This window comes from Ruegeria sp. CI5, from assembly GCF_056536885.1.
The window spans coordinates 1,681,938-1,703,555 of sequence record NZ_JBQFQN010000001.1 but is presented as its reverse complement, the minus strand read 5'-3'; the positions used below and the strand labels follow the sequence as shown (position 1 = coordinate 1,703,555).

The following is a 21,618-nucleotide window of genomic DNA, read 5'->3' as shown; positions in this document are numbered from 1 at the left end:
GTTTTGCCCCGTGTCCAAAACACTGAGCCTGCGCTGGTTGGAAGTGTTCCGCCTGATCGCCAAGTCCGGTTCGATTCAGCAGGTGGCCTCGGAAACGGGTTTGTCGATCAGCACCGTTTCCAACCATCTTCGCAGCCTGGAAGACGCCCTTGGCATCGCACTGGTGGATCACGGCCGTCGTCCGATGAGCCTGACACCGGCTGGCGAGGTATTTTCGCGCTATGTACGCGATGGCCTGACCGTGTTGAAGCGGGGCGAGGCCGAGATCCGGTCTGGCAACTGGCGCCACGCCACCGATCTGCGGCTGGCCCTGGTGGATGATTTCGACAACCAGATCGCGCCTGAACTGATCCGGTTTCTGGCCCATGCGCTGCCGCGCTGCAATTTCCGGCATTTCACACGGCCCAGCCACGAGATCATCGAGAAATTGCAGGAGCACAAGCTGGACGCGGGCGTGGCGACCCGACCGCCGGGCGGCACACAGGGCCTGATCGAATATCCTTTGATGCGGGATCCGTTCATCGTGATCGTGCCCGAAAAGTTCAAGGGCGAGGTGCAGGATCTGTTCTCGCCCCATTCCGACCTGCCGCTGCTGCGGTATTCGCGAGACTACACGATCGGCAAGCAGATAGAGATCCAGCTGACGCGCAACAAGTACAACCTGCCCAACCGGTTTGAGCTGGAATGCAACCAGTCGATCATGGGGCTGGTCGCCGAAGGCAGCGGATGGGCGATCACCACGGCCGGGTGTTTCCACCGGGCGCATCGCTATCATGACTCGGTGCGGGCAACCCCTTTTCCGGGTCGAAACTTTGTCAGGATCGTTTCCCTGTTTACGACCGAGGTCTATCCGGACACCACCTCAAAACTGATCCACAAGGCCCTCAGCAGCTTGATCCGGCAGTATTTCACCGAGCCGATGTGCAAACGGCATTTGTGGCTGAAGGGTGATTTCCGGACGATGGAAGATCAGGCCGCCTGACCTAGGCATACGGATCACGCCGAAACAATAGGACCCAGAGACTGTCGTTCGACGATATGAGTATACAGGTGTTCACCGGCCGCCGGGGACCTTTTTTCAACCATTTCGATCAAGGCCTTGGCGGCTTTTCCGCCCATTTCCCGATGCGGCACATGCACGGTTGTCAGCGCCGGGCGCAGGATCCGGGCCAGTTCGATGTCATCGAACCCGGTGATCGAGACATCCTGCGGCACTTTCAGCCCCATGTCCTGAGCCCTGAGCAAAGCGCCGGCGGCCAACACATCGTTGCCGCACATGACAGCCGTCGGCGGCGCGTCCTGCGACATGAGACGCGCGAAGGCTTCTGCGCCGTTTTCGATCTCGTACGGGGTCTCGAAGACCTGAAGCACCTGCGGGTCAAGCCCTTGCTGCCGAACAGCGTCGCGCACCCCGTCCAACCGAAGGCGTGCGCGGTCGTTGCCGTGGGTGATACCCGATATCACTGCAAGCCGCCGGTGCCCGAGGTCGAGGACCCTTTTTGCCAGCTCGTACATGGCCGCACGGTTGTCGAAACCGATGGAGGGCAGACGTCCGTCCGGGGAAAATGACCACGCGACCAGCGCCGGAATTTCTCGGTGCTCAAGAAATTCGTAGATGCGTGGCGCCCGGTCGTGTCCGATCAGCAGCAGGCCATCGGCGCCGCGGGCAACCAAAGTACGGATCTGCTCTTCTTCGGTGGCCGGTTTGTAGGCCGAACTGGATACCAGCAGCGTATATCCATGTTGGTGCAGCTCTTCCTGAAAGGCCTGCAAGCCGCGCGCAAAGATGGCGTTCTCCATCGTCGGGATGATCGCGCCGATGGTAAACGTGCGTTTGGCCGCCATGACCCGAGCCGCGAAATTTGGTGTATAGCCCAAGGCTTCGATCGCCGACTGCACGCGTTCGCGGGTCGCTTCTACAACCCGATCCGGTGTATTGATGCAGCGCGAGACCGTAGCCGTGGAAACGCCCGCCTTTCTGGCAACGTCATCCAGTGTCGGGGCGGGCTTCAGCTTCGACATTTCCAAACCTAATCTTTGCTCTGTCCAATTCTAACCGGATCGGGTTGGCAATGAAAGTTGAAATGTAAGCGCTTGCATTTTCCATGTAAGCGCTTACAAATGGCATCAGTGCCGATTCTACCCGGAGTCCCGAAAATGTTTCTTGCCGCATCCGCCATCGTCTTCGTCGTCTATTTCGCGAACGTGGCGCTGGGTGCGTTCGCAGGCCGCGCGTTTCTTGGGGACGTGGGCGAGATGCTGGTTCTGTTCGCGGCGTCGATCCTGTTCGTTGTCGCAATTCTGAAAAAAGAGGCCGAACGCGAGGAGAACGGCGGCTGAATTTTTCCAATGGGAGGGCAATCAATGAACAAAGATCAAATGGAACTGGCGTCAGCTGAACGCCGCAATTTCCTGAAACTCAGCGCCAGTGGCGCGTTCACGGCCGCACTGGTGGCGGGCGCAAGCGGCGTGTTGTGGTCATCCGAGGCCGCGGCGCAGACCGCGAAGGAGGAAAAGGAACGCGAACAAGCTGCCGAGCATGTGATGACGGTCGCTACGGCCTATGTGCTGGGCGCCTCGCGCAGCTATCCGATCATGCAACTGGATCTGAAGGAGAACATCCAGAACGCAACCAACGGCAAGGTCTATGTCAAGCTGGCCCCGGGCGGGCAGCTGGGCGCGGGCGGCGCGTTGGTGCAGAAGGTGCAGGGTGGAACCATCCAGGCGGCGCAGCATTCGCTGTCGAACTTCGCACCCTTCGCTTCGACCGTGGACCTGATCAACATGCCGTATCTGTGCGGCTCGAACCAGCGGTTTACCAACCTGGTGCATTCCGACACCTGGAAGAACGAAGTACACCCCAAGGTCGAGGCCGCAGGCTTCAAGGCGCTGTTCTATGTCGTGATCGACCCGCGCGTCGTGGCCGTGCGCCAGGGCGGAAATGCCATCATCACCCCCTCGGACATGAGCGGTGTGAAATTCCGCGTGCCCGGGTCCAAGATGCTGCAGCAATACTACCGCATGGCCGGTGCCAACCCGACGCCTGTTGCCTGGGGTGAGACCCCCTCGGCCATCAAGCAGGGCGTGGCGGATGCGCTCGACCCGTCGGTCGGCGCGCTCTACGTGTTTGGCTTCAAGGACATTCTGTCCCACGTCACCTTCACCCAGGCGGTGCCGGACAGCCAAGTCTATTCCTGCAACCTGGAATGGTTCAGCTCGATGCCGGCCGACGTGCAAGAGGGCATCATGTGGGGCTCGGAGATGACCAGCCACCAGAACCTTGCCAAGGTCCCCTCGGCCCGCGCCCATGCCATGGCCGAGTTGAACAAGGCCGGAGTCGAGTTCCACTCGCTGACCGACGACCAACTGGCCGAGTGGCAGGAGGCCGGCGGTTATCAGCGTTCGGAGTGGGACCCCTTCAAGACCGAGCTGGCCGGGTCGATGGATGCCTTCGAAAAGCTGGTCGAGGCGGCCGGAACCCAAGGCAAATACTACGTCCACGACGCCTGATGCGGATCGGGCGGGCGCCGGACGTCTGCCCGCCTTTTCGCCAGACCTGCAGGGCCTGAGCTTTCAGGCCCATCCCCCCAGCCTTGCCGAGGGAAGCGATGTCCTTACTCAAAACCATAGACCGCAACGCCGAACGCTGGCTGCTGCTGGTATTTTACGTGATGCTGGTCATCACGATGGCAATCGAGGTGCTGCGGCGCGAGATCTTCGCCTATTCCTCGATCTGGGGCGAGGAGATCGTCCGCTATTCCTTCATCTATCTGGCCTGGATCGGCGCGGCGGCGGCGGTCAAGGAACGCGCCCATATCCGGATCGACGTGATCATGCATTACCTCGGGCCGCGGCCCAAGGCGGTGCTGTATATCTTTGGTGATCTGGTGATGTTCGCGGTGGCGGTCATCGCGCTCTACTGGTCCTACGAGGCGGTTCATGTCTCGGCCAAATTCGGCTCGGTCACTGACGGGCTGCGGGTGTCGAAGGTGTGGTTCCTGATGGCGGTGCCGACGGGCTTTGCCCTGATGATCTGGCGCCTGATCCAATCGTTGACGAATGACATCAAAAGCCTTCGTGACGGCACGCCCGTTTTCGAAGGCGACAAGCTGTTTGACTGAGGAGAAACCGGATGCTGTGGAGTTCTCTCAATCAAACGGTCGAACTGGGCTGGGATTTCTACCTGCCCGTGATCCTGTTCGTCGGCCTGATCGCGCTGGCTGTTCCGGTCTGGGCCGCAATCGGCTCGGCTGCGATCGTGATGCTGATCATGTCGGGCGACCTGCCGCTGAGCCTTGTCGGCGAAAGCCTGTTCACCGGCATCGACGCCTTTGCCCTGACCGCGGTGCCGCTGTTCATCCTGACCGGTGACGTACTGGTGCGAACCGGGCTGTCGCGCAAGTTTCTGGACGTGGCCGAGGCGCTGACCTGTTTCGCCAAAGGCGGGTTCGGTTCGGCCACGGTTCTGGTCTGCGGCATGTTCGCGGCCATCTCGGGGTCCGACGCGGCAGGAGCGGCGGCGGTGGGTCGGATGACGATCAACCGACTGGTCGAAAGCGGCTATCCGCGCCCCTATGCCTGTGCGCTGGTGGCGGCGGGGGCCTGTACCGGGATCCTGATCCCGCCCTCGATCGCCTATATCATCATCGGGCTCGTGCTGGGCATCTCGGCCTCGACCCTGTTTCTGGCTGCTCTGATCCCGGGGCTGGCGATCCTGATCTCGATCCTCGTGACCAATATCATCATGAACCGTCTCTACGCCTATGAGGGCGGCGGGATGATGACCATGGGCGAATGGCTGGCCAACCTGGGCAAGGCGCTGAAGTCGGGCTGGTACGCCTTCATCGTGCCGGGCATCATCTTCTATGGCATCTTTTCGGGTCGCCTGACCCCGACCGAGGCTGGCGCGACCGCCGTCGTCGTCACCATCATCATGGGGTTCATCCTGCGCACGCTGACGCTGGCGGACTTCCCGTCGATGCTGGTCAGCTCGGCCAAGGTGAACGGGGTTATCCTGCCGATCATCGCCTTCTCGGCCCCGCTGGCCGAGGCGCTGGCGATCATGGGCGTGCCGCAGGGCTTCGTGGCCTCGGTGACCTCGCTGACCGAGGATCCGTTCCTGCTGATCCTGCTGATGATCGGCATTCTGATCGCGGCCGGTTGCGTCATGGAGACGACACCGAATATCGTCATCCTAGCCCCGATCCTTAAACCGCTGGCGGACAATATCGGCATGAACGAGATCCAGTTCTGCATCATGATGATCACCGCCTTGGGGGTGGGCTTCATTACGCCGCCACTGGGGCTGAACCTGTTCGTGGTGTCGGGGATCACGGGTGAATCCATCCTCAAGATCGCGGCCCGCGCCGTGCCCTTCGTGCTGACCATGCTGATCGTCGTCATCCTGATCGCCTACGTTCCGGCGCTGTCGACCACTTTGCTTCCTGAAATCTACCAATAGGATCTTCTGAATATGTCGCGTGAATACCTCAAGAAGGCCACCCTGACCGCACAATCCCACGCGTCCGAGGTGCATGACACGGTCAAGACCATTCTGGCCGACATCGAGGCCGGCGGCGACGCCAAGGCGATGGAATACGCGGCCAAGTTCGACAAGTTCGAGGGCAACGTACTGATGACCCCCGCGGAAATCGACGCCGCCTGCGCCCGGGTGCCGGAAAAGCTCAAGGCCGACATCCGCTTTGCCCAGGACAACGTGCGCCGCTTTGCCGAAGCGCAGAAGGCCACCGTGTCGGATGTGCAGCTGGAAATCGTGCCGGGCTTCATCGCGGGGCAGAAGGCCATCCCGGTCGATGCGGCGGGCTGCTATGTGCCCGGCGGACGGTACAGCCACGTCGCCAGCGCCATCATGACCGTGACCACCGCCAAAGTGGCGGGGTGCCGTCACATCACCGCCTGTTCACCGCCCCGCCCGGGCGAGGGCGTTGCCCCGGCGATCGTCTACGCCGCCCATATCAGTGGCGCTGACAGCATCCTGGCCATGGGGGGCGTGCAAGGCGTGGCCGCCATGACCTATGGCCTGTTCGGGTTGCCGCGCGCCAACATCCTTGTGGGGCCGGGCAACCAGTTCGTGGCCGAGGCCAAGCGAATACTGTACGGCAAGGTCGGCATCGACATGATCGCGGGCCCGACCGACAGCCTGATCCTGGCGGATGCCACGGCCGACCCCTTCGTCGTGGCCACCGACCTGGTCAGCCAGGCCGAGCATGGCTACAATTCGCCCGTCTGGCTGGTGACCGATGACCGCGATCTGGCAACCCGGGTGATGGAGCTGGTTCCGACGCTGATCGCCGATCTGCCCGAGCTGAACCGCGACAACGCCGCCGCCGCCTGGCGCGACTATGCCGAGGTGATCCTGTGCGCGGACCGCGAAGAGATGGCCGCCTGTTCCGACGACTACGCCCCCGAGCACCTGACCGTGCAGGCCGCGGATCTGGATTGGTGGCTGGATCGGCTGACCTGCTATGGTTCGTTGTTCCTGGGCGAAGAAACGACCGTGTCCTATGGCGACAAGGCCACCGGTACGAACCACGTCCTGCCCACGTCAGGCGCGGCCAGCTATACCGGCGGGCTGAGCGTGCACAAATACATGAAGATCGTCACCTGGCAGCGGGCCACGCGCGAGGGTTCGAAACCCATCGCCGAGGCGACCGCGCGGATTTCGCGTCTGGAAGGGATGGAGGGCCACGCCCGCGCCGCAGATGTGCGCCTGGCCAAGTATTTCCCGGACGAAACCTTTGACCTGACCGCAGATGAATGACCCCCGCGACCTGTTCGATCTGACCGGCCGGGTGGCCTGCGTCACTGGCGCCAGTTCGGGGCTGGGCCGGCGCGTTGCGCAGGTGCTGGCGGCTGCAGGCGCGCGGGTGGTGGGCGTTGCCCGCCGGGCCGAGGCATTGGCCGAGTTGCAGGCCGAGATCGGTGCAGGCTCTGCGGTGGTCGCAGGTGACGTGGCCGACCGGGACGGCCTGCCATCGCTGGTCGAACAAATCTCGGCCCCGTTCGGCGCACCGGATATCGTGGTTCATGCCGCCGGGGTGAACTCGCGACAGGCCGCCGATGACGTCACGCCCGAAGGCTGGGACGCGACACTGGGCCTGAACCTCGGTGCGCCGTTCTTCCTCAGCCAGGCCATGGTACCTGTGATGAAGGCGCGTGGTTGGGGCCGGATCGTGAACTTCGCCTCGCTGCAGACGACGCGGGCCTTTCCCGGCGGGATCGCCTACGGGGCCAGCAAGGGCGGGATCGCCCAGCTGACCCGCGCCATGGCCGAGGCCTGGTCGTCCCACGGGATCACCGCCAACGCCATCGGGCCGGGCTTCTTTCCGACCGAGCTGACGCAGGCGGTGTTCGATGACCCCGCCCGCGCGGCCCGCAACGCGGCGCAGACATGCATCGGTCGCAATGGCCGCATGGACGACATCGACGGGCCGATCCTTTTTCTGTGCTCGCAGGCATCCGACTATGTCACCGGGCAGATCCTGATGGTTGACGGGGGGTTCACGGCGAAATGAAAGCTCTGGTTTATGAAGGTGTCGAACGCCTGGTCTACCGCGACGTACCGGACGCCGCGCCGCAACTTGGCGAGCACCTGATCCGGGTCGAGGCCGCTGGGATCTGCGGGTCCGACATGCATGCCTATCTGGGCCATGATGCGCGCCGCCCGGCGCCCTTGATCCTGGGTCACGAGGCGGCGGGCACCGTGATCGGCGGCCCCAAGGACGGAACGCGGGTCACGATCAATCCGCTTGTAAACTGCGGGCAGTGTCCGGCCTGCCAAGCGGGACGGGAAAACCTGTGCCCCGACCGTCAGATCATCTCGATGCCCCCGCGCGAAGGTGCCTTTGCCCAATATGTTTCGATGCCCTGGGACAATCTGGTCGAGGTGCCGGACCATGTACCCTTCGCCAAAGCCGCCTTGGCCGAGCCGCTGGCAGTCAGCTGGCACGCCGCACGCCTCGCGCTCGAGGCGCTGCACCCGGCGATGGAGCGTCATGCGCTGGTGATCGGGGGTGGGGCGATTGGCCTTGCGGCCGCGCTGGCGCTGCGGGCGATGGATGTCGTGGATGTGACCGTGGTCGAACCCAACGACCTGCGGCGGACGTTCCTGCAAAGGCTGAATTGCGCCAAGGTCGTAGCTGAAGCGCAGGGCGACTTCCCGATCGTGGTCGATGCCGTGGGCTTTGCCGCCACCCGTGCGGTGGCCTCGGAACGGGCCCAACCCGGCGGGGTGATCGCGCATGTGGGCCTGGGCGAGGACGCCGGCGGGCTGGACGTACGGCGCATGACCCTGCAAGAGATCACCTTCATCGGAACCTACACCTATACCGCGCAGGATTTCCGTCAGACCGCCCAGGCCATCTTTGACGGCGCGCTGGGCCCTCTGGACTGGATCGAAGAACGCGATCTGGCCGATGGCGCCCGGGCCTTTGCCCAGCTACGCTCGGGCGAGGTCGCGGTTCCGAAAATCGTGCTGTCCCCGTGGGCCTGACCGCCCGAAACTGGAGGTAAACATGTATAAAAAAATTCTTGTCCCCATGGCGCTTGATCACGGCATTTCACCGCAAACGCTCGAGATCGCCCGTGCCTTGGGCGGCGGATCCGCCGAGATCGTGGCTCTGCATGTCTATGAGATGCCTCAGGGATCGGTCAGCGTCTATCTGGACAAGGATGCCGTGGCCGATGGCTTTGCCCGGGCCCGCGAAGTCCTGATGGAAAAGCTGAAAGGCCTGCCGGATGTAAAGCCCGAACTGGTCAAGGGCCACACCGCACGCACGATCATCGACTATGCCAACGACCACGGGTTCGATTGCGTCGTCATCGGCTCGCACCGGCCCGGTCTGACCGACTATTTCCTTGGCTCCACCGCGTCGCGCGTGGTGCGGCATGCAAAATGTGCCGTCCACGTCCACCGCAGGGCCTGACCCGTCCATCGCGCCCTCGGCGCCCCAACCTAGGAACAGAAGTTTCGACATGAACATAGACAAGAAGATCACCGAAGATCTGGTGGCCAACGACATCTCGTTCGTCACCACGGTGCCGTGCAAGCAACTGGCCGGCGTCATCGCCGAGATCGACGCCCACGACTCCATCTACCACATCCCCTCGAACAAAGAGGACGAGGGCATGGGCCTGTGCGCTGGGGCCTGGATGGGCGGCAAGCGACCCGCGATCATCATGCAGAACACCGCGATCGGGGTCACGATCAACACGCTGGCGACGCTGATCCAGTATTACCGGATGCCGCTGCCGATGCTGATCTCGTATCGGGGCGAACTGCGCGAGCCCATCGCCTGCCAGGTCGAGATGGCCGTTCACACCAAGGCCCTGCTGGCGCAGATGCACATCCCGACCTACCATTTCCACCATCAGGAAGACGTGGCCGAACTGGACGCGATCCTGAAATACACCTTCATGTGCAACAAGCCCGTCGCGATCCTGACCGACGCCAATTTCTGGGGAGGCTATGGCGACCAATGATCCGTTCTGAAATCCTGAAGGAAATCGCCCCGATCCTGCGTGACCAACTGGTCGTGTGCAACATCGGCATCCCCAGCCAGGAACTGCATGCCATCGACGATCAGGCCACCAATTTCTACATGCTGGGCACGATGGGGCTGGCCTCGAGCATCGGTCTGGGGCTGGCGCTGGCCCAGCCAAAACCGGTAATTGTCATCGACGGCGACGGCTCGATCCTGACCAACCTGGGGACGCTGCCGACCATCGCCAACAACGTGGCCGACAACTACATCCTGCTGATCATCGACAACGGCTCGTATGGCTCGACCGGCGATCAGCCGACCTATGCGGGGCAGAAGACCTCGCTGGCCAAGATGGCCGAGGCGGCGGGATGCGAGCGCGTGATCGAATGCCGGGCCGAAGAGACCGGCCGCGTGCTGCAAGAGGCGCTGGACGCCCGCCAGATGACCATCATCGTCAGCAAATGTGAAAGCGGAAACGCCAAGATGCCGCCGATCACGATGGACCCGGTCGTCATCCGCGACCGCTTCATGAAGGCCGTTCAGGCCTGATGGGCGCAAGCGCCATCCACAGCGCCGAAGACGCCCGCCGGCTGGCCCGGCGGCGTCTGCCGTGGATGGTGTTCGACTATATCGACGGGGCCGCCGGGTCCGAGGCCGGGGCCCGGCGCACCCGCGCGGCGCTGGACGCGATGACCCTCCGCCCCCGGATCCTGCGCGATGTCAGTACCCGGTCACTGGCAACCCGCGTATTCGGGCAACCAGCCGACAGGCCCTTCGGTATCGCGCCCATGGGCATGTGCAACCTGTCCGCTCCGGGCGCCGACCTGATGCTGGCGCGGCTGGCGGCGCAATACGGGGTGCCGCTGGGCGTTTCCACGGTGGCCTCGACACCGATGGAGGCGCTGATCGAAGAGGCCCGGGGCCATGCTTGGTTTCAGCTGTATTTCAGCGGCGATGGCAACGGCACGTTCAAGCTGGTCGATCGGGCAAGGGCCGCGGGCTACAAGACTCTGATCCTGACGGTTGACGTGCCCGAAGTCGGCCGCCGCCCGCGCGAACTGCGCCACGGCTTCCGTATGCCGTTCCGGGTCGGGCCGTGGCAGTTTCTGGATTTCGCGCTGCACCCGCGCTGGTCGATCTCGACCTTGCTGAAGGGCAAACCGCAGATGGCGAATTTCCTGATGGAGGGGTTCGCGTTCGACCGCACCGAAAGCCGTGCAATGGCCGATTGGGACACGCTGGCAAGGTTGCGCGACCGGTGGCCGGGCAAGCTGGTGGTCAAGGGCGTGCTGGACGTCGAAGACGCGGTTGCACTGAAGGCTGCCGGAGTCGACGCCATCCAGGTCTCGAGCCACGGCGCCCGCCAGTTGGAGAGCGCGCCCGCGCCGATCTCGGTCCTGCCGCAGATCCGCGCTGCGGTCGGCGACAACTATCCGCTGTTTTATGACAGTGGCCTGCGGTCCGGCGAAGATGCGCTCAAGGCGCTCATGGCTGGTGCCGATTTCCTGTTCTTCGGGCGGATCCTGCAATTCGCCGTCGCGGCGGGCGGCGAGGCCGGTTTGCACCGGTTGTGGGCGGTTCTGTCCGAGGAGATGGACAACGCCATGGCCCAGATCGGTGTCAGCACCTTGTCGGAGATTCAACGACCGGACGGGGACTAGCGCGAGTGGAACAGGTTCTGGAACTCCTGCCTCATCCGCAGGCGTTCAGGGTATTCCTGCAAGAACCGTTCGGGCGGCTTGCCCTCCCAGACCTGGGCATAGACGCGCATTTTGTTGCCACCGTAGATTTTGGCGAGGTCCTCGTTTGAATAGCCGCGCGCCCACAGATCGTCGGTTATCGCGGCAAGGATCTTGGCCAATTCACCATTCCTGGTTGCACCTTTGTTGAACGCATCAATCATGTAGCCGCCGTCGTCATACATGCTGGCATTCGCGGTCGCGAACTGAACGACAAGTTCGGTTGAAAACATGTCGTCCGTCGCGATCCCGACATGGTCGACGCCGACAAGTTGGACATAATAGTCGATCATATCGGCGGCTTGCTTGGGTGAGATGTCTTCGGGCCATACCCCGTCCATCATCCATTCTGTGAATGTGGGCGATATGTATCCTCCGGACTTGGCTGGGCGCAGTGCCTCGTCGTCCGGGATGGCTCGGTAACAGCCCTTGGTCGTGGCGTTGGGCTCATTCGCGTAGAGCCCCGCCGGAACCGAGTGGGTGTAGACATAGGGCACGCCGGGATAGTTCTCGTCCATGTAGTCCATCGCGTCGTTGGCCGTTTTCGACCCGGCGTGGGTAAGGTCCAGCAGGATGCCAAAGCGCACCATCTCATCGATCACGGATTTGCCCCATGGGGTCAGACCGATGTCCCGTCCGTTGTAAACTGCCAACTGCCCTGATCCGGTTCGGAAAATGTCGTTGTAGGCCAGGATCATGCTTTTGATGCCCATGTCCTTGAGCAGGGCCATCTTCTTGAGGTCGCCATCCAGAATCGTTGCCGTTTGGCTGTTCCAGATCACAGCCTTCTTGCCCTGAGCATGCGCGGCCTCGATATCGCGTGTTTCATTCACGATCAGATAATTCTCGGGCTGCTGCGCCATGGCGGCGCGGAAGTGATAGTGCTGTTCAAGCAACGTGTCGAACGACATGTCAGCGGCGGCCAATGTCATTTCATGGCCGGTGATGCCGTTGTCCCGGGCGCGTTGGAAGTAGGTGTGCAGTTGTTCGTCTTCGGTCCAGCCGGTTCCGTAGGGGCTGGCCAGCATGCCCAGTACGATCGTGTCCTGCACGAACTGCCTGGCTTCGTCCGATGCGTCCCAGGTCTTGCTCTCTTCGCTGGCGTGAAGGGGTGCGGCGATTGTCAGGACAGTTGCGGCTGCAGTCATCAGTGGCTTCATCGAGTGTCCTTCCATGGGTTTCATTGCCTCAAGTGGGCAGACCCGGCCAGCGTCAGAACACGAGCCTTGTCCGCAGGCCGAACAGGGCCACGCTGTCCTGGCCGGGGTTCAGCAGTGGGTTCGAGATGAACTGCACCGACGGCGTGATCTGCAAGCCGGGCGAAATCGAAAAACGGTAGAAAGCTTCGAGGGTGAACTGATCGCCGTCGATGCCACGGGCTTCGGCCCAGTTCAGCCCCAGCCCAGCCAGATCGGTGTTCCGGCCGTAGTACCCGATGCCGGCTGACAGGGACCGATCATACAGCGCCGCCGTTCCCTTTGCCGCGCCGGCGCGCAGGAACGGCATCCATTGGTTGCCCACGAACCACGCGGCGGAGAAGGCCGCGCCATAGTCTTCGGCCCGGCTGCCGTCATCGGCTGCATCCGCGTGCCAAAGTGTCAGATGGATGTTGTCGAAATAGATCCGATCAAATCCCGACGTGTAGCCCAGCTCGAGCGATTTGAAGAGGTTGCCGTCGCTGAAAACGTCGAAGTTCGGATCGGACGGATCGGCATTTGCGTCAGCGACGCTCGCCACAGCATAGAAATTGCTGCCCAGCCGCACGCCCCCGGCAAGACCCAGCCCGGGGTTCGGGGCGTTTATCGTCGGGTTGGTGTTGAACGACAGATTCTGGAAACCGCTATAGGGACTGACAAGGCCATAAATGTCGACGAAGTCGGTCACGTCGATCTGACCGAATTGCAGCGTCCATGACCCGTCCGCGGCCCGCTGTGACCAGAACAGGTTCGTCAGCAGCAAACCCGTGTCGTTGAAGGCGGTTCCTGTGATCGAAAGCGCGCCTCCGTCCAGGCCCAGAAACTGCGGCGCGACATCGGTATAGCTGTGCCGGTGTTCCACCTTGAACGTCACCGAACCCTGTTCGGTCGCCTGCCAGCTGCCATAGAAACGGGCAATTCCGCTGGCGGCTTCACCGGCGCCCAGGTCGGCATCCGTCGTTTGCCCAAGGGCCAGATAGTCAATGTTGAAACGGAACCCGTCTTCGGCCAGACGATCCTTCCAGGCAAACCATCCAGGTGCGATATTGCGTGGAAAATCCGAACGGAATTGCGGATCGGTCAAGCCGTCTCCGGGTTCAAGCTCGGCATTCACCGACGAGGGACCTGACAATCCCTGAGCGACCGCACCCGAGGCCCAGACAAGGGCCGCCAGCACCGGCGCAATCTGCCGGATCATTCCGAGGCCGCCTGACCACCGGTTTTGCGCTGCCCCGCGGCCCGAAGAAGATCTGTCGCATCCTCGCTCCACTCCAGCCCGTCGGTGCGGTTCTGGAGCGTCTCGACCTTGTCTGCCTCCAATTGGAATGTGGCGCGCATCGGCATCAGCCCGTCCACCACCACCATCTGGTGATCGGTCGGCGAAATCGTCAGACGCCCCGTCAGGCGGACGGGTTCGTGGACATAGCTGGGAACCCAGTCGGCATCCAGCATCACACGGATCATCTGGTTCGGCGGCGGCGGCGGCATATGACTGCACATACCCCGTTCGGGCACCAGATAGACAACAGATCGCCCGTCCGCGTCCGCCGGGGCCGGAATGGCGAAACCGGACAGCGTGACCTCTTGCCCGTCATACAAGGGGTTGCCAAGAGTGGCTGCTTTTTCCCTGCGTTCGGTCACGACCTCGCGTTGACCCAACAGCCAGTCCACGTCGACACCGCCCGCGGCCAGGGCATCCTCGGTCTCGTGCAGAAGCTCCTGCCACTTCTGGCGGTCCTCGTCCGTTCCGACATCCTGCTGCAGCCGGCCACGCAGTCGCACGACGAACAGGACGTCGTCGAATTGCTCGGGGCTGAGATCGCGATAGGGGTCTTCGAAGGTCTGGACGGTCGGGTCGGGCAGATCGTCCCAACCAATCGAGAGGCCAGCCCAAGACGGCGCGCCCGCACCCAAGCTAAGCGTCGCCGCAATCAGCAGAGTTCGGGCGGAGTTCAGAAAAGCGGGCTTGTCATGGCGGTCCCGACCGCGAATCCTCATCATGGCCCTAGTTGAGCGTATTTTTGTAGATCACGCCATCCTTCATGATCAGGCGGATGGTCTCGGGGCTGTCCGGCCGCGGATCCGCACCGAACCACTGATCGCCTGTACCCACGACCGAGAAATCTTCGAGAGGGTTGCCGTCGATCAGCAGAATGTCCGCATAAGCGCCTTCCTCGATCACTCCAAGCTTACCGGCGGTGTAGGGATTGGTGAAATCGCCGGACAACTGGGCGATCTCGCCTCCGATCGAGGTCAGTGTGACCATTGATTGATAGGGACCGAAGAATTCGTTGTTCAGGTGTTTTTCATACGCAATCTGGATGTTGCAGGCTTCGACAGTGCCCACGCAATCGGTCTGGAACCCGCGCTTGACCGGGCATTCCTTCATGTTCGGGATGTAATTCTCGAAGGTCGCCGAAGCCGAGATTGCCTTGGCAAGGCTCGATGGTTGGTTCTTGACCGCCGGAATATCCAGAAGGCCGGGATCGAACGCCGTGAGATTGGTCGTGATATACGCGCCCATTTCGTTCATCTTTTCAGCGATTTCGCAGTCGAAGGAAAATCCGTGTTCGATGGACATCACGCCCGCGTCGAGCGCACCCAGAATTGCTTCCTTCCGATAGGAATGCGCCATGACATAGCTGCCATATTCATTCGCGACTTGCACGGCGGCTTTGATCTCTTCTGGCGATCCGGCCAGCAACTGCCAAGGGTCGAAGGCCGAAACGACACCGCCCGATTGCATGAATTTGAGCTGCGTCGCGCCCATCCGGAAGTTGTTGCGTCCGAATTTGTAAACGTCGTCAACGCCGCTGATTTCCTGTGCCATGTTCAGGCGGCTGAAATTGGTGTCCGTCCCCGGAGGCGCGGTGAAGTTGCCAAAGTCGGCGTGGCCTCCACGCGTGCTTAGAAAAGCGCCCGACGGATAATAGCGTGGCCCAGGAATCTGACCCGAGTCGATAGCCCGGCGAAGTCCACCGTTGGCCCCGCCTGCATCCCTGACCGTCGTGAATCCCTGCATCAGATACATTTCGGCCATCCGCGTGGCATGGATTCCGAAATCCTCCCATGTCGAATTGGCTTCCATGGCGCTGAGACTTGGCCCCATCAACATGAGATGCGCGTGGTTCTCGATGAACCCGGGTGTCAGTGTGCGCCCCTCGCCGTCGATCACCGTGGCGTCTGGGGCGTCGATCGCTTCGGTCGAAACCGTTTTGATCAGGTTCCCTTCGACCAGAACACTGGCGTTTTCGATGCGTTGTTCGCTTGTGCCGTCGAAGACATGCACGTTGGTGAACAGTGTTTGAGCTGGTTTTTCATCCTGGGCCGCCGCCGGCCAAGCGAAACTGAGGGCACAGACCACTCCAAGGTATAGACGTTTCATCACCGTTCCTCCCGCTTGTGCCTGTTTGGCTATCATTATCCTAGATTTGAATATGATAGGGCCGGCCATCCAAAGTCAAACCTGCTGGGTTGACAATTGGAGGAGGGGTAGCAGGCCGTTTGGCCAAACCGCTTGATGCAGACAGGTGGCATGAGGGCATAAGCGGCAGTCGATGATAACCGCGACTGGCCAAGCGGACGCGGCCCAAGGCCAAACTCGAGGATTTCATGGAAGTGGTAGCGGAGGAGGGACTTGAACCCCCGACACGCGGATTATGATTCCGCTGCTCTAACCAACTGAGCTACTCCGCCACGGTGAGAGGCGATTTAAGGGAGGGGCCGGAGAGGGTCAAGAGGGAAATGCCACGAAAATGCGGGATTCTTCATCCGGCCGTGTTGGCGGGTTTCGACGGCGATTGCGAAGCGCTGGCCATGCGGCGGACGAACTCTGCGCAGGCCTCGGGCGCGGTCAGGGGGATCATGTGGCCGCGATTCTCGAGCGCTTCAAAGCTCAGCCCGTAGTCCACCATAGGTGCGCCTTGCTGGCTGGGTGACAGGATCGGATCTTCGGCCCCGTACAGGATGCCGCCCCTAACCTTAAGTTCGTGGTAGCGTTGGGACTGGGCGTCGATGCTGGCGTCCACGCCCGCCAGATCCTGCGATCCGGTGATATAGGCTGACGGGCGCAGCCCCAAGGCGCCACCGGCGCGGTCCAGGAAATCACTCGGCGCCGGTTCCGGGGCAAACGCCTCATCGATCACATGCGGAGCCGTGGTTTTCGCCAGGGGAACAGCGATTGTGTTGGCGATCAGGCTGCGTAGCCATTCGGTCCGGATCTCCAGCGCCTTGAAGATGGCGGGTGTGCTGGGTACCCGATGCGTCAGCGGAGCCAGCAAGGCCAGTGCCCGAACCCGTTCAGGATTGTCCAGCGCCATGGCGAGCGACACCGCGCCCCCGAGCGAGTGTCCGACCAGAATGGCCTGTGACACGCCCTTGGCTTCGAGGAATTCGCGGATCATCCGCGCCTGTTCCGGCAGAGTGGCCAGCCGCGCGTGGTCGCGGGTCGAATACCCGCACCCAGGCCGGTCAACCGCGATGACGTGAAAGTCGTCGGCCAGAAGGTCGGTCATGGCATAGGTGAAGTGCTGCAACTGGCCGGTCAGCCCGTGGATCATCACCGCCGTCGGCTTCTCTGGATCGCCCTGTTCGACATAATGGATCGTACCGCCGTTCACCGGCAGGATCTGCCCGGGCTGAGGCACGGATTGGACTCCCATCCGCGTCAGGCGCCGGGTCCACAGATGCATCAGGATCAACGCGGCGCCGATGATCAGCGCAATGGTCAGCAGGGTGGTCATGTCGGAGGTCCTTTGGTCTGGGCGGGATCAACGGGATGGTAATGCTCGAGCCCGGCCTTCGCCAGACGTTTGCGGAATTCCGAAACGGTGCCGGGCCACAGCGTCGTATTGCGCCCCTGTGCGTCTTGATACCACGAAGTGCATCCGCCAGCCTGCCACACACTGTCGGTATGACGCTCCTGCATTTCGCGGGTGAAGTCGGCCTGCCGGTCAGCGTTTGGAACAATCGCGGGCAGACCCGCGCGCCGCATCGCCTCCAGCACCCGGCCGATATGGGCGACTTGTGCTTCGATCATCAGAACGACCGAGTTGTGGCCCAGCCCGGTATGCGGCCCCAGCAGGATGAAAAAGTTGGGAAACCCGGCAATGGCGGTGCCCAGATTGGCCTGCATGCCGTCGGCCCAGGCCTCCTGCAGGCTCAGCCCGTTCGCGCCGCGGATGTCCAGCCTTTGGACCGCGTCCGTCACGTGGAAACCGGTGCCCCAGATCAGAATGTCGGCCGCCGTCCGACTGCCGTCGGTCGCAATAATCTCGGTCCCCTCGATCCGCTCGACCCCATGCGGGATCACGCTGACATTGTCGCGGGCCAGCGCCGGGTACCAGTCGTTCGAGCTGAGGACGCGCTTGCATCCGATCCGGTAGTTCGGTGTCAGAATGCGGCGCATTTCGGGGTCGGATATGGCCTCCTCCAGCGCTTTGCGCCACATTTTCATGGCAAAGTCGACCGCGCGTTTTTCGCCGCGAAACACGCGGTGGCGGAATTCGAACAGCCAGTAGATGAACTGCCTGCGGATGCGCGGCAGCAGCGGAATGCGGTGATAGAGGTGCCGGACCCAGGGCGCAATCGGCCCGTCGGGGCGTGGCAGAACGTAAGGCGCGCTGCGTTGGAAGATGGTGACATGGGCGGCGGTTTTGGCGATTTCCGGCACGAACTGAACGGCGGATGCGCCGGTGCCGACAACTGCTATGCGTTTGCCCTGCAGCGGAATCGTGTGGTCCCATTGGGCCGAGTGGAATGCCGGACCATGAAAGCCCGCTGCTCCCGGGATCTCGGGAATGCTTGGGATGTGCAGGGCGCCGATGGCCGACACCAGGAACCGTGCCGTCCATTGCGCGCCTCCGGTCGTCTCGACCTGCCAATGCGTGCCGTCCCACTGGGCCGACTTCAGTTCGGTGTGGAAATGGCACAGATCGTACAGCCCTTCGTCACGCGCAACGCGGCGCATGTAGTCCCAGATTTCGGCCCCGCCTGCATAGGCGCGGGTCCAGTCCGGGTTCGGATGGGTGGCCATTGAATACAGGTGCGAGGGCACATCGCAGGCCACGCCGGGATAGGTGTTCTCTCGCCATGTGCCGCCGATGTCGTCGGCCTTTTCAAGGATCGCGATGTTGTGGATGCCGCGTTTGCGGGCCTCGATCGCCATGATCAGTCCCGAGAACCCGGCCCCTACGATCAGCATGTCAGTGTCGTGGGTCATGCCTGCACCTCCTCCCAAAGGTACAAGGTCAGGATAGGGTCAAACGGTGTTTCAGGAAAACCTGCCGTGGGGTCAGTCTTGGTTTAGCTCGTCGGGCAGGGGGCGCGGCAGTTGATCCAGCAGGCGGAATACCTGCGCGCGACAGGCCGGGCCGGTCCAGTCCGGCGGGCAGAATCCGTCGGGCAGGTCGGGCAGACGCAGAACGACGCGCCGCCACCGGTGCACGATCAACGTGCGCAGCGTGGCGATCTGACAGGGCGTGGGCTCCCAACTGGCCGGGCGGCCTTGGGACACGTGGCGCACGGCCCCGTGCAGGGACCGGCAAGCCGTTCGCAATTCGGGCGGGAACAGCTTTTCATGCACCCAGCGCGGGACCGAGCGGGCGGTGACCTCAAGGATCAGCAGTTCGTCCTGGTCCACGGGCGGTGCCCCCGATCCCAACGCGGCGTTGCGGCCGATCGGCGTGTAGTCTTGGCTGAGCAGGATGTCTTCCAGCAGCCGGGTGCCGGTGCCATCCTCGGCGATCAGCAGGTGCATTGGCGTATCCGGCGCAGGGTCACGCGCATAGATGCGCGGCGTGACCCGGGCCGATTGCGTGCGGCCATATTCGGTCAGGAAATGCATCGAAACGCGCCCGACCCGGTCGCTTTCGATCCAGCCATCCTTGCGCAGGCGGTGCAGGGCCACGCGGATCGCCTCGGGCTTGATGCCCATCGGTTCGATGATGCGGCCCAGCGCCCCGCCCGAGATCTTGGCGCCGCGCTCCTGCGCCATGTCGCCGAACAGCGACACGATGATCGACCAGACCCGCTGATTCTGCGGGTCGGCCAGTTCGGCTACGGCCTGGGTGAACCAAGGATGCGCGTTGGTCATGCGCCCAGTCTATCCGGCCCGGCGGTGCAAGAAAAACACTTTGCCGTGCGCTCAGTAGGCGTTCATGGTCAGCAGTTCGTATTCGGCGACTTTCTCGTCATCCTGATTGGTCAGCGTCACGTGCCAGCGCACCTCGCCATAGTCGTCGGTGCGGCGGGTCTTTTGCTTGACCGTCAGGCGGACCTTGATGCTGTCGCCGGCCACAACCGGTTTCATGAAGCGCAGGCCGTCCAGCCCGGTATTGGCCAGCACCGGCCCTTCGTTCGGCTCGACGAACAGGCCAGCGGCAAAACTCAGCAGCAGATAGCCATGCGCCACCCGACCCGGAAAGAACGGATTTCTGGCCGCCGCGTCCTCGTCCGTGTGGGCATAGAATGTGTCGCCGGTGAAATGGGCGAAATGCTCGATATCGTCCAGCGTGATGGTCCGGGGTGCCGTGTGCAGCGTCTCGCCGATCTGCAGTTCCGTGAACTTGCGGGTGAAGGGATGCGCGGGGCCTTGGATCTCGGGCGCGCCGGGGATCCATTTACGGCCGATCGTCGCCAGCATCCGGGGCGAGCCCTGCAGGGCCGTGCGCTGCATGTAGTGTTTCACGCCGCGCACGCCGCCCATTTCCTCGCCGCCACCGGCGCGGCCGGGGCCGCCATGGACCATGTGCGGCAGGGGCGAGCCATGGCCGGTGGATTCCTGCATCGAGTCGCGGTCGTTGATGTAGATCCGCCCGTTGAAGGCGGCTGCGCCCATCACCACCTGGCGCGCGACCTCGGGGTCATGGGTGATCAGCGAGGTGACCAGCGACCCCTGGCCGCGATTGGCCAGCGCGATGGCGTGGTCCAGATCGCGATAGCCCATGATGGTCGAGACCGGGCCGAACGCCTCGGTGTCATGCACGTGCCGGGCGGCATCGGGATCGGCGCAGTGAAACAGCATCGGCGGGACGAAGGCGCCTTTTTCGGCATCGGCGCCGATCACCTCGAAGGCATCCGGGTTGCCGAACACGCGCTGTGCCTCTTGCCCGATGAGGCGGGCCTTGGCCAGAACGTCGGCCTTCTGACCGTTCGAGACCAGCGCGCCCATGCGCGTGCCGTCCAGCCGCGGATCGCCGATCGTGGTCTGCGCCAGCTTGGCCGAGATCGCCGCGATCAGCGGCTCGACCTGCGCCTGAGGGGCGATGATGCGGCGGATGGCGGTGCATTTCTGCCCGGCCTTCGTCGTCATCTCGCGCACGACTTCCTTGACGAACAGGTCGAATTCGGGCGTGCCGGGTGCCGCGTCGGGGCCAAGGATCGAGGCGTTGAGGCTGTCCTGTTCGGCTACGAACCGCACCGAGTTGGTCACGATCACCGGGTTCTGCCGCAGCTTCATCGCGGTGTCGGCCGAGCCGGTAAAGCTGACCACGTCCTGACAGGTCAGGTGATCCAGCATGTTGCCCAGCCCGCCCGAGACCAGCTGCAGTGCGCCGTCGGGCAGGATGCCGCTGTCCAGCATGATCCGCACGGCCAATTCGGTGACATAGCAGCTGTTGGTGGCGGGTTTCACGATCGCCGGAACCCCGGCCAGCAGGGTGGGGGCCAGTTTCTCAAGCATCCCCCAGACCGGGAAGTTGAAGGCGTTGATATGCACCGCGACTCCTTGCAGCGGGGTGCAGACATGCTGGCCCAGGAAGGTGCCGTTCCGCGACAGCTGCTCGACATCGCCATCCAGATAGACATGGCCGTCGGGCATCTCGCGCCGCCCTTTCGAGGCAAAGACGAACATGGTGCCGATACCGCCGTCGATGTCGATCAGGTGATCCTTCTGCGTGGCGCCGGTTTCAAAGCTCAGGTCATAGAGCGCCTGTTTGCGTTCCGACAGCGCCTGCGCCAGCGCCTTGAGCATCTTGGCGCGTTCATGAAAGGTCAGCCGACGCAGGGCCGGCCCGCCCACGTCGCGGGCATGGGCCAGCATCGCCTGCACGTCCAGCGCGTCGTTGCCGGCGGTGGCAAAGGGCTCTCCGGTGATGGCCGAGGCGATGGTGCGGGCCCCGGCGCCGGGCGCAACCCACTGGCCTGCGGCGAAACTGGAAATCTGTTTCAGAGACATGAAAT

General features: G+C 62.9%; 21 protein-coding genes and 1 tRNA gene. 12 read left to right on the top strand and 10 right to left on the bottom strand.

Annotated elements, in window-relative coordinates:
- Nucleotides 1-10: 10 nt before the first annotated feature.
- Nucleotides 11-982, top strand: a complete 972-nt coding sequence (locus ACR0BA_RS08465) for a LysR family transcriptional regulator (protein WP_170339623.1) — start codon at nt 11-13, stop codon at nt 980-982.
- 14 nt (nt 983-996) lie between these two features.
- Here ACR0BA_RS08465 and ACR0BA_RS08460 read toward each other — a convergent pair whose 3' ends face one another.
- Nucleotides 997-2,022 (bottom strand): LacI family DNA-binding transcriptional regulator, encoded by a 1,026-nt coding sequence (locus ACR0BA_RS08460; RefSeq protein WP_480727342.1) that lies wholly within the window; start codon nt 2,020-2,022, stop codon nt 997-999.
- 135 nt (nt 2,023-2,157) lie between these two features.
- Between ACR0BA_RS08460 and ACR0BA_RS08455 the strand changes: the two genes are divergently transcribed.
- From ACR0BA_RS08455 to ACR0BA_RS08405, 11 genes are all read left to right on the top strand, one after another.
- On the top strand, nt 2,158-2,340 hold the full coding sequence (locus tag ACR0BA_RS08455; RefSeq protein WP_170365134.1) for a hypothetical protein: 183 nt from the start codon (nt 2,158-2,160) through the stop codon (nt 2,338-2,340).
- Between the two features lie 24 nt (nt 2,341-2,364).
- Nucleotides 2,365-3,510 (top strand): TRAP transporter substrate-binding protein, encoded by a 1,146-nt coding sequence (locus ACR0BA_RS08450; protein WP_480727341.1) that lies wholly within the window; start codon nt 2,365-2,367, stop codon nt 3,508-3,510.
- 98 nt (nt 3,511-3,608) lie between these two features.
- Complete coding sequence (locus tag ACR0BA_RS08445) at nt 3,609-4,121, top strand: TRAP transporter small permease (protein WP_170405198.1); 513 nt, start codon at nt 3,609-3,611, stop codon at nt 4,119-4,121.
- Nucleotides 4,122-4,132: 11 nt separating this feature from the next.
- Nucleotides 4,133-5,461 carry a TRAP transporter large permease gene (locus tag ACR0BA_RS08440; RefSeq protein WP_170340241.1) on the top strand — a complete coding sequence of 443 codons (1,329 nt, stop codon included), beginning with the start codon at nt 4,133-4,135 and terminating at the stop codon, nt 5,459-5,461.
- A 12-nt stretch (nt 5,462-5,473) separates the two neighbouring features.
- On the top strand, nt 5,474-6,781 hold the full coding sequence (gene hisD / locus ACR0BA_RS08435; RefSeq protein WP_480727340.1) for a histidinol dehydrogenase: 1,308 nt from the start codon (nt 5,474-5,476) through the stop codon (nt 6,779-6,781).
- A complete protein-coding gene (locus ACR0BA_RS08430; protein WP_480727338.1) occupies nt 6,774-7,535 on the top strand; it encodes an SDR family NAD(P)-dependent oxidoreductase in 762 nt (253 codons plus the stop codon). Before hisD ends, ACR0BA_RS08430 begins: the two co-directional genes overlap by 8 nt.
- Complete coding sequence (locus ACR0BA_RS08425) at nt 7,532-8,512, top strand: zinc-dependent alcohol dehydrogenase (RefSeq protein WP_480727336.1); 981 nt, start codon at nt 7,532-7,534, stop codon at nt 8,510-8,512. The genes ACR0BA_RS08430 and ACR0BA_RS08425 overlap by 4 nt, the downstream gene beginning before the upstream one ends.
- Before the next feature lie 22 nt (nt 8,513-8,534).
- On the top strand, nt 8,535-8,945 hold the full coding sequence (locus ACR0BA_RS08420; RefSeq protein WP_093964495.1) for a universal stress protein: 411 nt from the start codon (nt 8,535-8,537) through the stop codon (nt 8,943-8,945).
- Nucleotides 8,946-8,994: 49 nt separating this feature from the next.
- On the top strand, nt 8,995-9,501 hold the full coding sequence (gene comD / locus ACR0BA_RS08415; protein WP_170339639.1) for a sulfopyruvate decarboxylase subunit alpha: 507 nt from the start codon (nt 8,995-8,997) through the stop codon (nt 9,499-9,501).
- Nucleotides 9,498-10,052 carry a sulfopyruvate decarboxylase subunit beta gene (comE, locus tag ACR0BA_RS08410; RefSeq protein ID WP_480727333.1) on the top strand — a complete coding sequence of 185 codons (555 nt, stop codon included), beginning with the start codon at nt 9,498-9,500 and terminating at the stop codon, nt 10,050-10,052. Before comD ends, comE begins: the two co-directional genes overlap by 4 nt.
- The gene (locus ACR0BA_RS08405) at nt 10,052-11,164 is read left to right on the top strand and encodes an alpha-hydroxy acid oxidase (protein WP_480727332.1); all 1,113 of its coding nucleotides are present in this window, start codon (nt 10,052-10,054) and stop codon (nt 11,162-11,164) included. Before comE ends, ACR0BA_RS08405 begins: the two co-directional genes overlap by 1 nt.
- Here ACR0BA_RS08405 and ACR0BA_RS08400 read toward each other — a convergent pair.
- From ACR0BA_RS08400 to paaZ, 9 genes are all read right to left on the bottom strand, one after another.
- On the bottom strand, nt 11,161-12,402 hold the full coding sequence (locus ACR0BA_RS08400; protein WP_480727331.1) for a dipeptidase: 1,242 nt from the start codon (nt 12,400-12,402) through the stop codon (nt 11,161-11,163). The genes ACR0BA_RS08405 and ACR0BA_RS08400 overlap by 4 nt on opposite strands.
- Nucleotides 12,403-12,454: 52 nt before the next feature.
- A complete protein-coding gene (locus ACR0BA_RS08395; protein WP_480727330.1) occupies nt 12,455-13,636 on the bottom strand; it encodes a carbohydrate porin in 1,182 nt (393 codons plus the stop codon).
- Nucleotides 13,633-14,436 carry a DUF3299 domain-containing protein gene (locus tag ACR0BA_RS08390; protein WP_480727329.1) on the bottom strand — a complete coding sequence of 268 codons (804 nt, stop codon included), beginning with the start codon at nt 14,434-14,436 and terminating at the stop codon, nt 13,633-13,635. Before ACR0BA_RS08390 ends, ACR0BA_RS08395 begins: the two co-directional genes overlap by 4 nt.
- Nucleotides 14,437-14,443: 7 nt before the next feature.
- Nucleotides 14,444-15,823 carry an amidohydrolase family protein gene (locus tag ACR0BA_RS08385; protein ID WP_480727328.1) on the bottom strand — a complete coding sequence of 460 codons (1,380 nt, stop codon included), beginning with the start codon at nt 15,821-15,823 and terminating at the stop codon, nt 14,444-14,446.
- A 234-nt stretch (nt 15,824-16,057) separates the two neighbouring features.
- Nucleotides 16,058-16,134: transfer RNA gene (locus tag ACR0BA_RS08380), tRNA-Met, on the bottom strand.
- A 71-nt stretch (nt 16,135-16,205) separates the two neighbouring features.
- The gene (locus ACR0BA_RS08375; protein ID WP_480727326.1) at nt 16,206-17,180 is read right to left on the bottom strand and encodes an alpha/beta fold hydrolase; all 975 of its coding nucleotides are present in this window, start codon (nt 17,178-17,180) and stop codon (nt 16,206-16,208) included.
- Nucleotides 17,177-18,658 (bottom strand): flavin-containing monooxygenase, encoded by a 1,482-nt coding sequence (locus tag ACR0BA_RS08370; RefSeq protein WP_480727324.1) that lies wholly within the window; start codon nt 18,656-18,658, stop codon nt 17,177-17,179. Before ACR0BA_RS08370 ends, ACR0BA_RS08375 begins: the two co-directional genes overlap by 4 nt.
- Nucleotides 18,659-18,730: 72 nt before the next feature.
- The gene (locus tag ACR0BA_RS08365) at nt 18,731-19,531 is read right to left on the bottom strand and encodes a PaaX family transcriptional regulator C-terminal domain-containing protein (protein WP_480727322.1); all 801 of its coding nucleotides are present in this window, start codon (nt 19,529-19,531) and stop codon (nt 18,731-18,733) included.
- Between the two features lie 51 nt (nt 19,532-19,582).
- Nucleotides 19,583-21,613, bottom strand: coding sequence for a phenylacetic acid degradation bifunctional protein PaaZ (gene paaZ / locus ACR0BA_RS08360; RefSeq protein WP_480727321.1), 2,031 nt, complete (start codon nt 21,611-21,613; stop codon nt 19,583-19,585).
- Between the last annotated feature and the right edge of the window lie 5 nt (nt 21,614-21,618).

Excerpts from the sequence above, each read along its gene's own strand:
- ACR0BA_RS08370 (WP_480727324.1), bottom strand. The coding sequence starts at position 18,658 with ATGACCCACGACACTGACATGCTGATCGTAGGGGCCGGGTTCTCGGGA.
- paaZ (WP_480727321.1), bottom strand. The coding sequence starts at position 21,613 with ATGTCTCTGAAACAGATTTCCAGTTTCGCCGCAGGCCAGTGGGTTGCG.
- ACR0BA_RS08440 (WP_170340241.1), top strand. The coding sequence starts at position 4,133 with ATGCTGTGGAGTTCTCTCAATCAAACGGTCGAACTGGGCTGGGATTTC.
- hisD (WP_480727340.1), top strand. The coding sequence starts at position 5,474 with ATGTCGCGTGAATACCTCAAGAAGGCCACCCTGACCGCACAATCCCAC.
- ACR0BA_RS08385 (WP_480727328.1), bottom strand. The coding sequence starts at position 15,823 with ATGAAACGTCTATACCTTGGAGTGGTCTGTGCCCTCAGTTTCGCTTGG.
- ACR0BA_RS08450 (WP_480727341.1), top strand. The coding sequence starts at position 2,365 with ATGAACAAAGATCAAATGGAACTGGCGTCAGCTGAACGCCGCAATTTC.
- ACR0BA_RS08445 (WP_170405198.1), top strand. The coding sequence starts at position 3,609 with ATGTCCTTACTCAAAACCATAGACCGCAACGCCGAACGCTGGCTGCTG.
- ACR0BA_RS08430 (WP_480727338.1), top strand. The coding sequence starts at position 6,774 with ATGAATGACCCCCGCGACCTGTTCGATCTGACCGGCCGGGTGGCCTGC.
- ACR0BA_RS08420 (WP_093964495.1), top strand. The coding sequence starts at position 8,535 with ATGTATAAAAAAATTCTTGTCCCCATGGCGCTTGATCACGGCATTTCA.
- ACR0BA_RS08405 (WP_480727332.1), top strand. The coding sequence starts at position 10,052 with ATGGGCGCAAGCGCCATCCACAGCGCCGAAGACGCCCGCCGGCTGGCC.
- ACR0BA_RS08375 (WP_480727326.1), bottom strand. The coding sequence starts at position 17,180 with ATGACCACCCTGCTGACCATTGCGCTGATCATCGGCGCCGCGTTGATC.
- comD (WP_170339639.1), top strand. The coding sequence starts at position 8,995 with ATGAACATAGACAAGAAGATCACCGAAGATCTGGTGGCCAACGACATC.
- comE (WP_480727333.1), top strand. The coding sequence starts at position 9,498 with ATGATCCGTTCTGAAATCCTGAAGGAAATCGCCCCGATCCTGCGTGAC.
- ACR0BA_RS08460 (WP_480727342.1), bottom strand. The coding sequence starts at position 2,022 with ATGTCGAAGCTGAAGCCCGCCCCGACACTGGATGACGTTGCCAGAAAG.
- ACR0BA_RS08425 (WP_480727336.1), top strand. The coding sequence starts at position 7,532 with ATGAAAGCTCTGGTTTATGAAGGTGTCGAACGCCTGGTCTACCGCGAC.
- ACR0BA_RS08400 (WP_480727331.1), bottom strand. The coding sequence starts at position 12,402 with ATGAAGCCACTGATGACTGCAGCCGCAACTGTCCTGACAATCGCCGCA.
- ACR0BA_RS08390 (WP_480727329.1), bottom strand. The coding sequence starts at position 14,436 with ATGAGGATTCGCGGTCGGGACCGCCATGACAAGCCCGCTTTTCTGAAC.
- ACR0BA_RS08395 (WP_480727330.1), bottom strand. The coding sequence starts at position 13,636 with ATGATCCGGCAGATTGCGCCGGTGCTGGCGGCCCTTGTCTGGGCCTCG.
- ACR0BA_RS08365 (WP_480727322.1), bottom strand. The coding sequence starts at position 19,531 with ATGACCAACGCGCATCCTTGGTTCACCCAGGCCGTAGCCGAACTGGCC.
- ACR0BA_RS08455 (WP_170365134.1), top strand. The coding sequence starts at position 2,158 with ATGTTTCTTGCCGCATCCGCCATCGTCTTCGTCGTCTATTTCGCGAAC.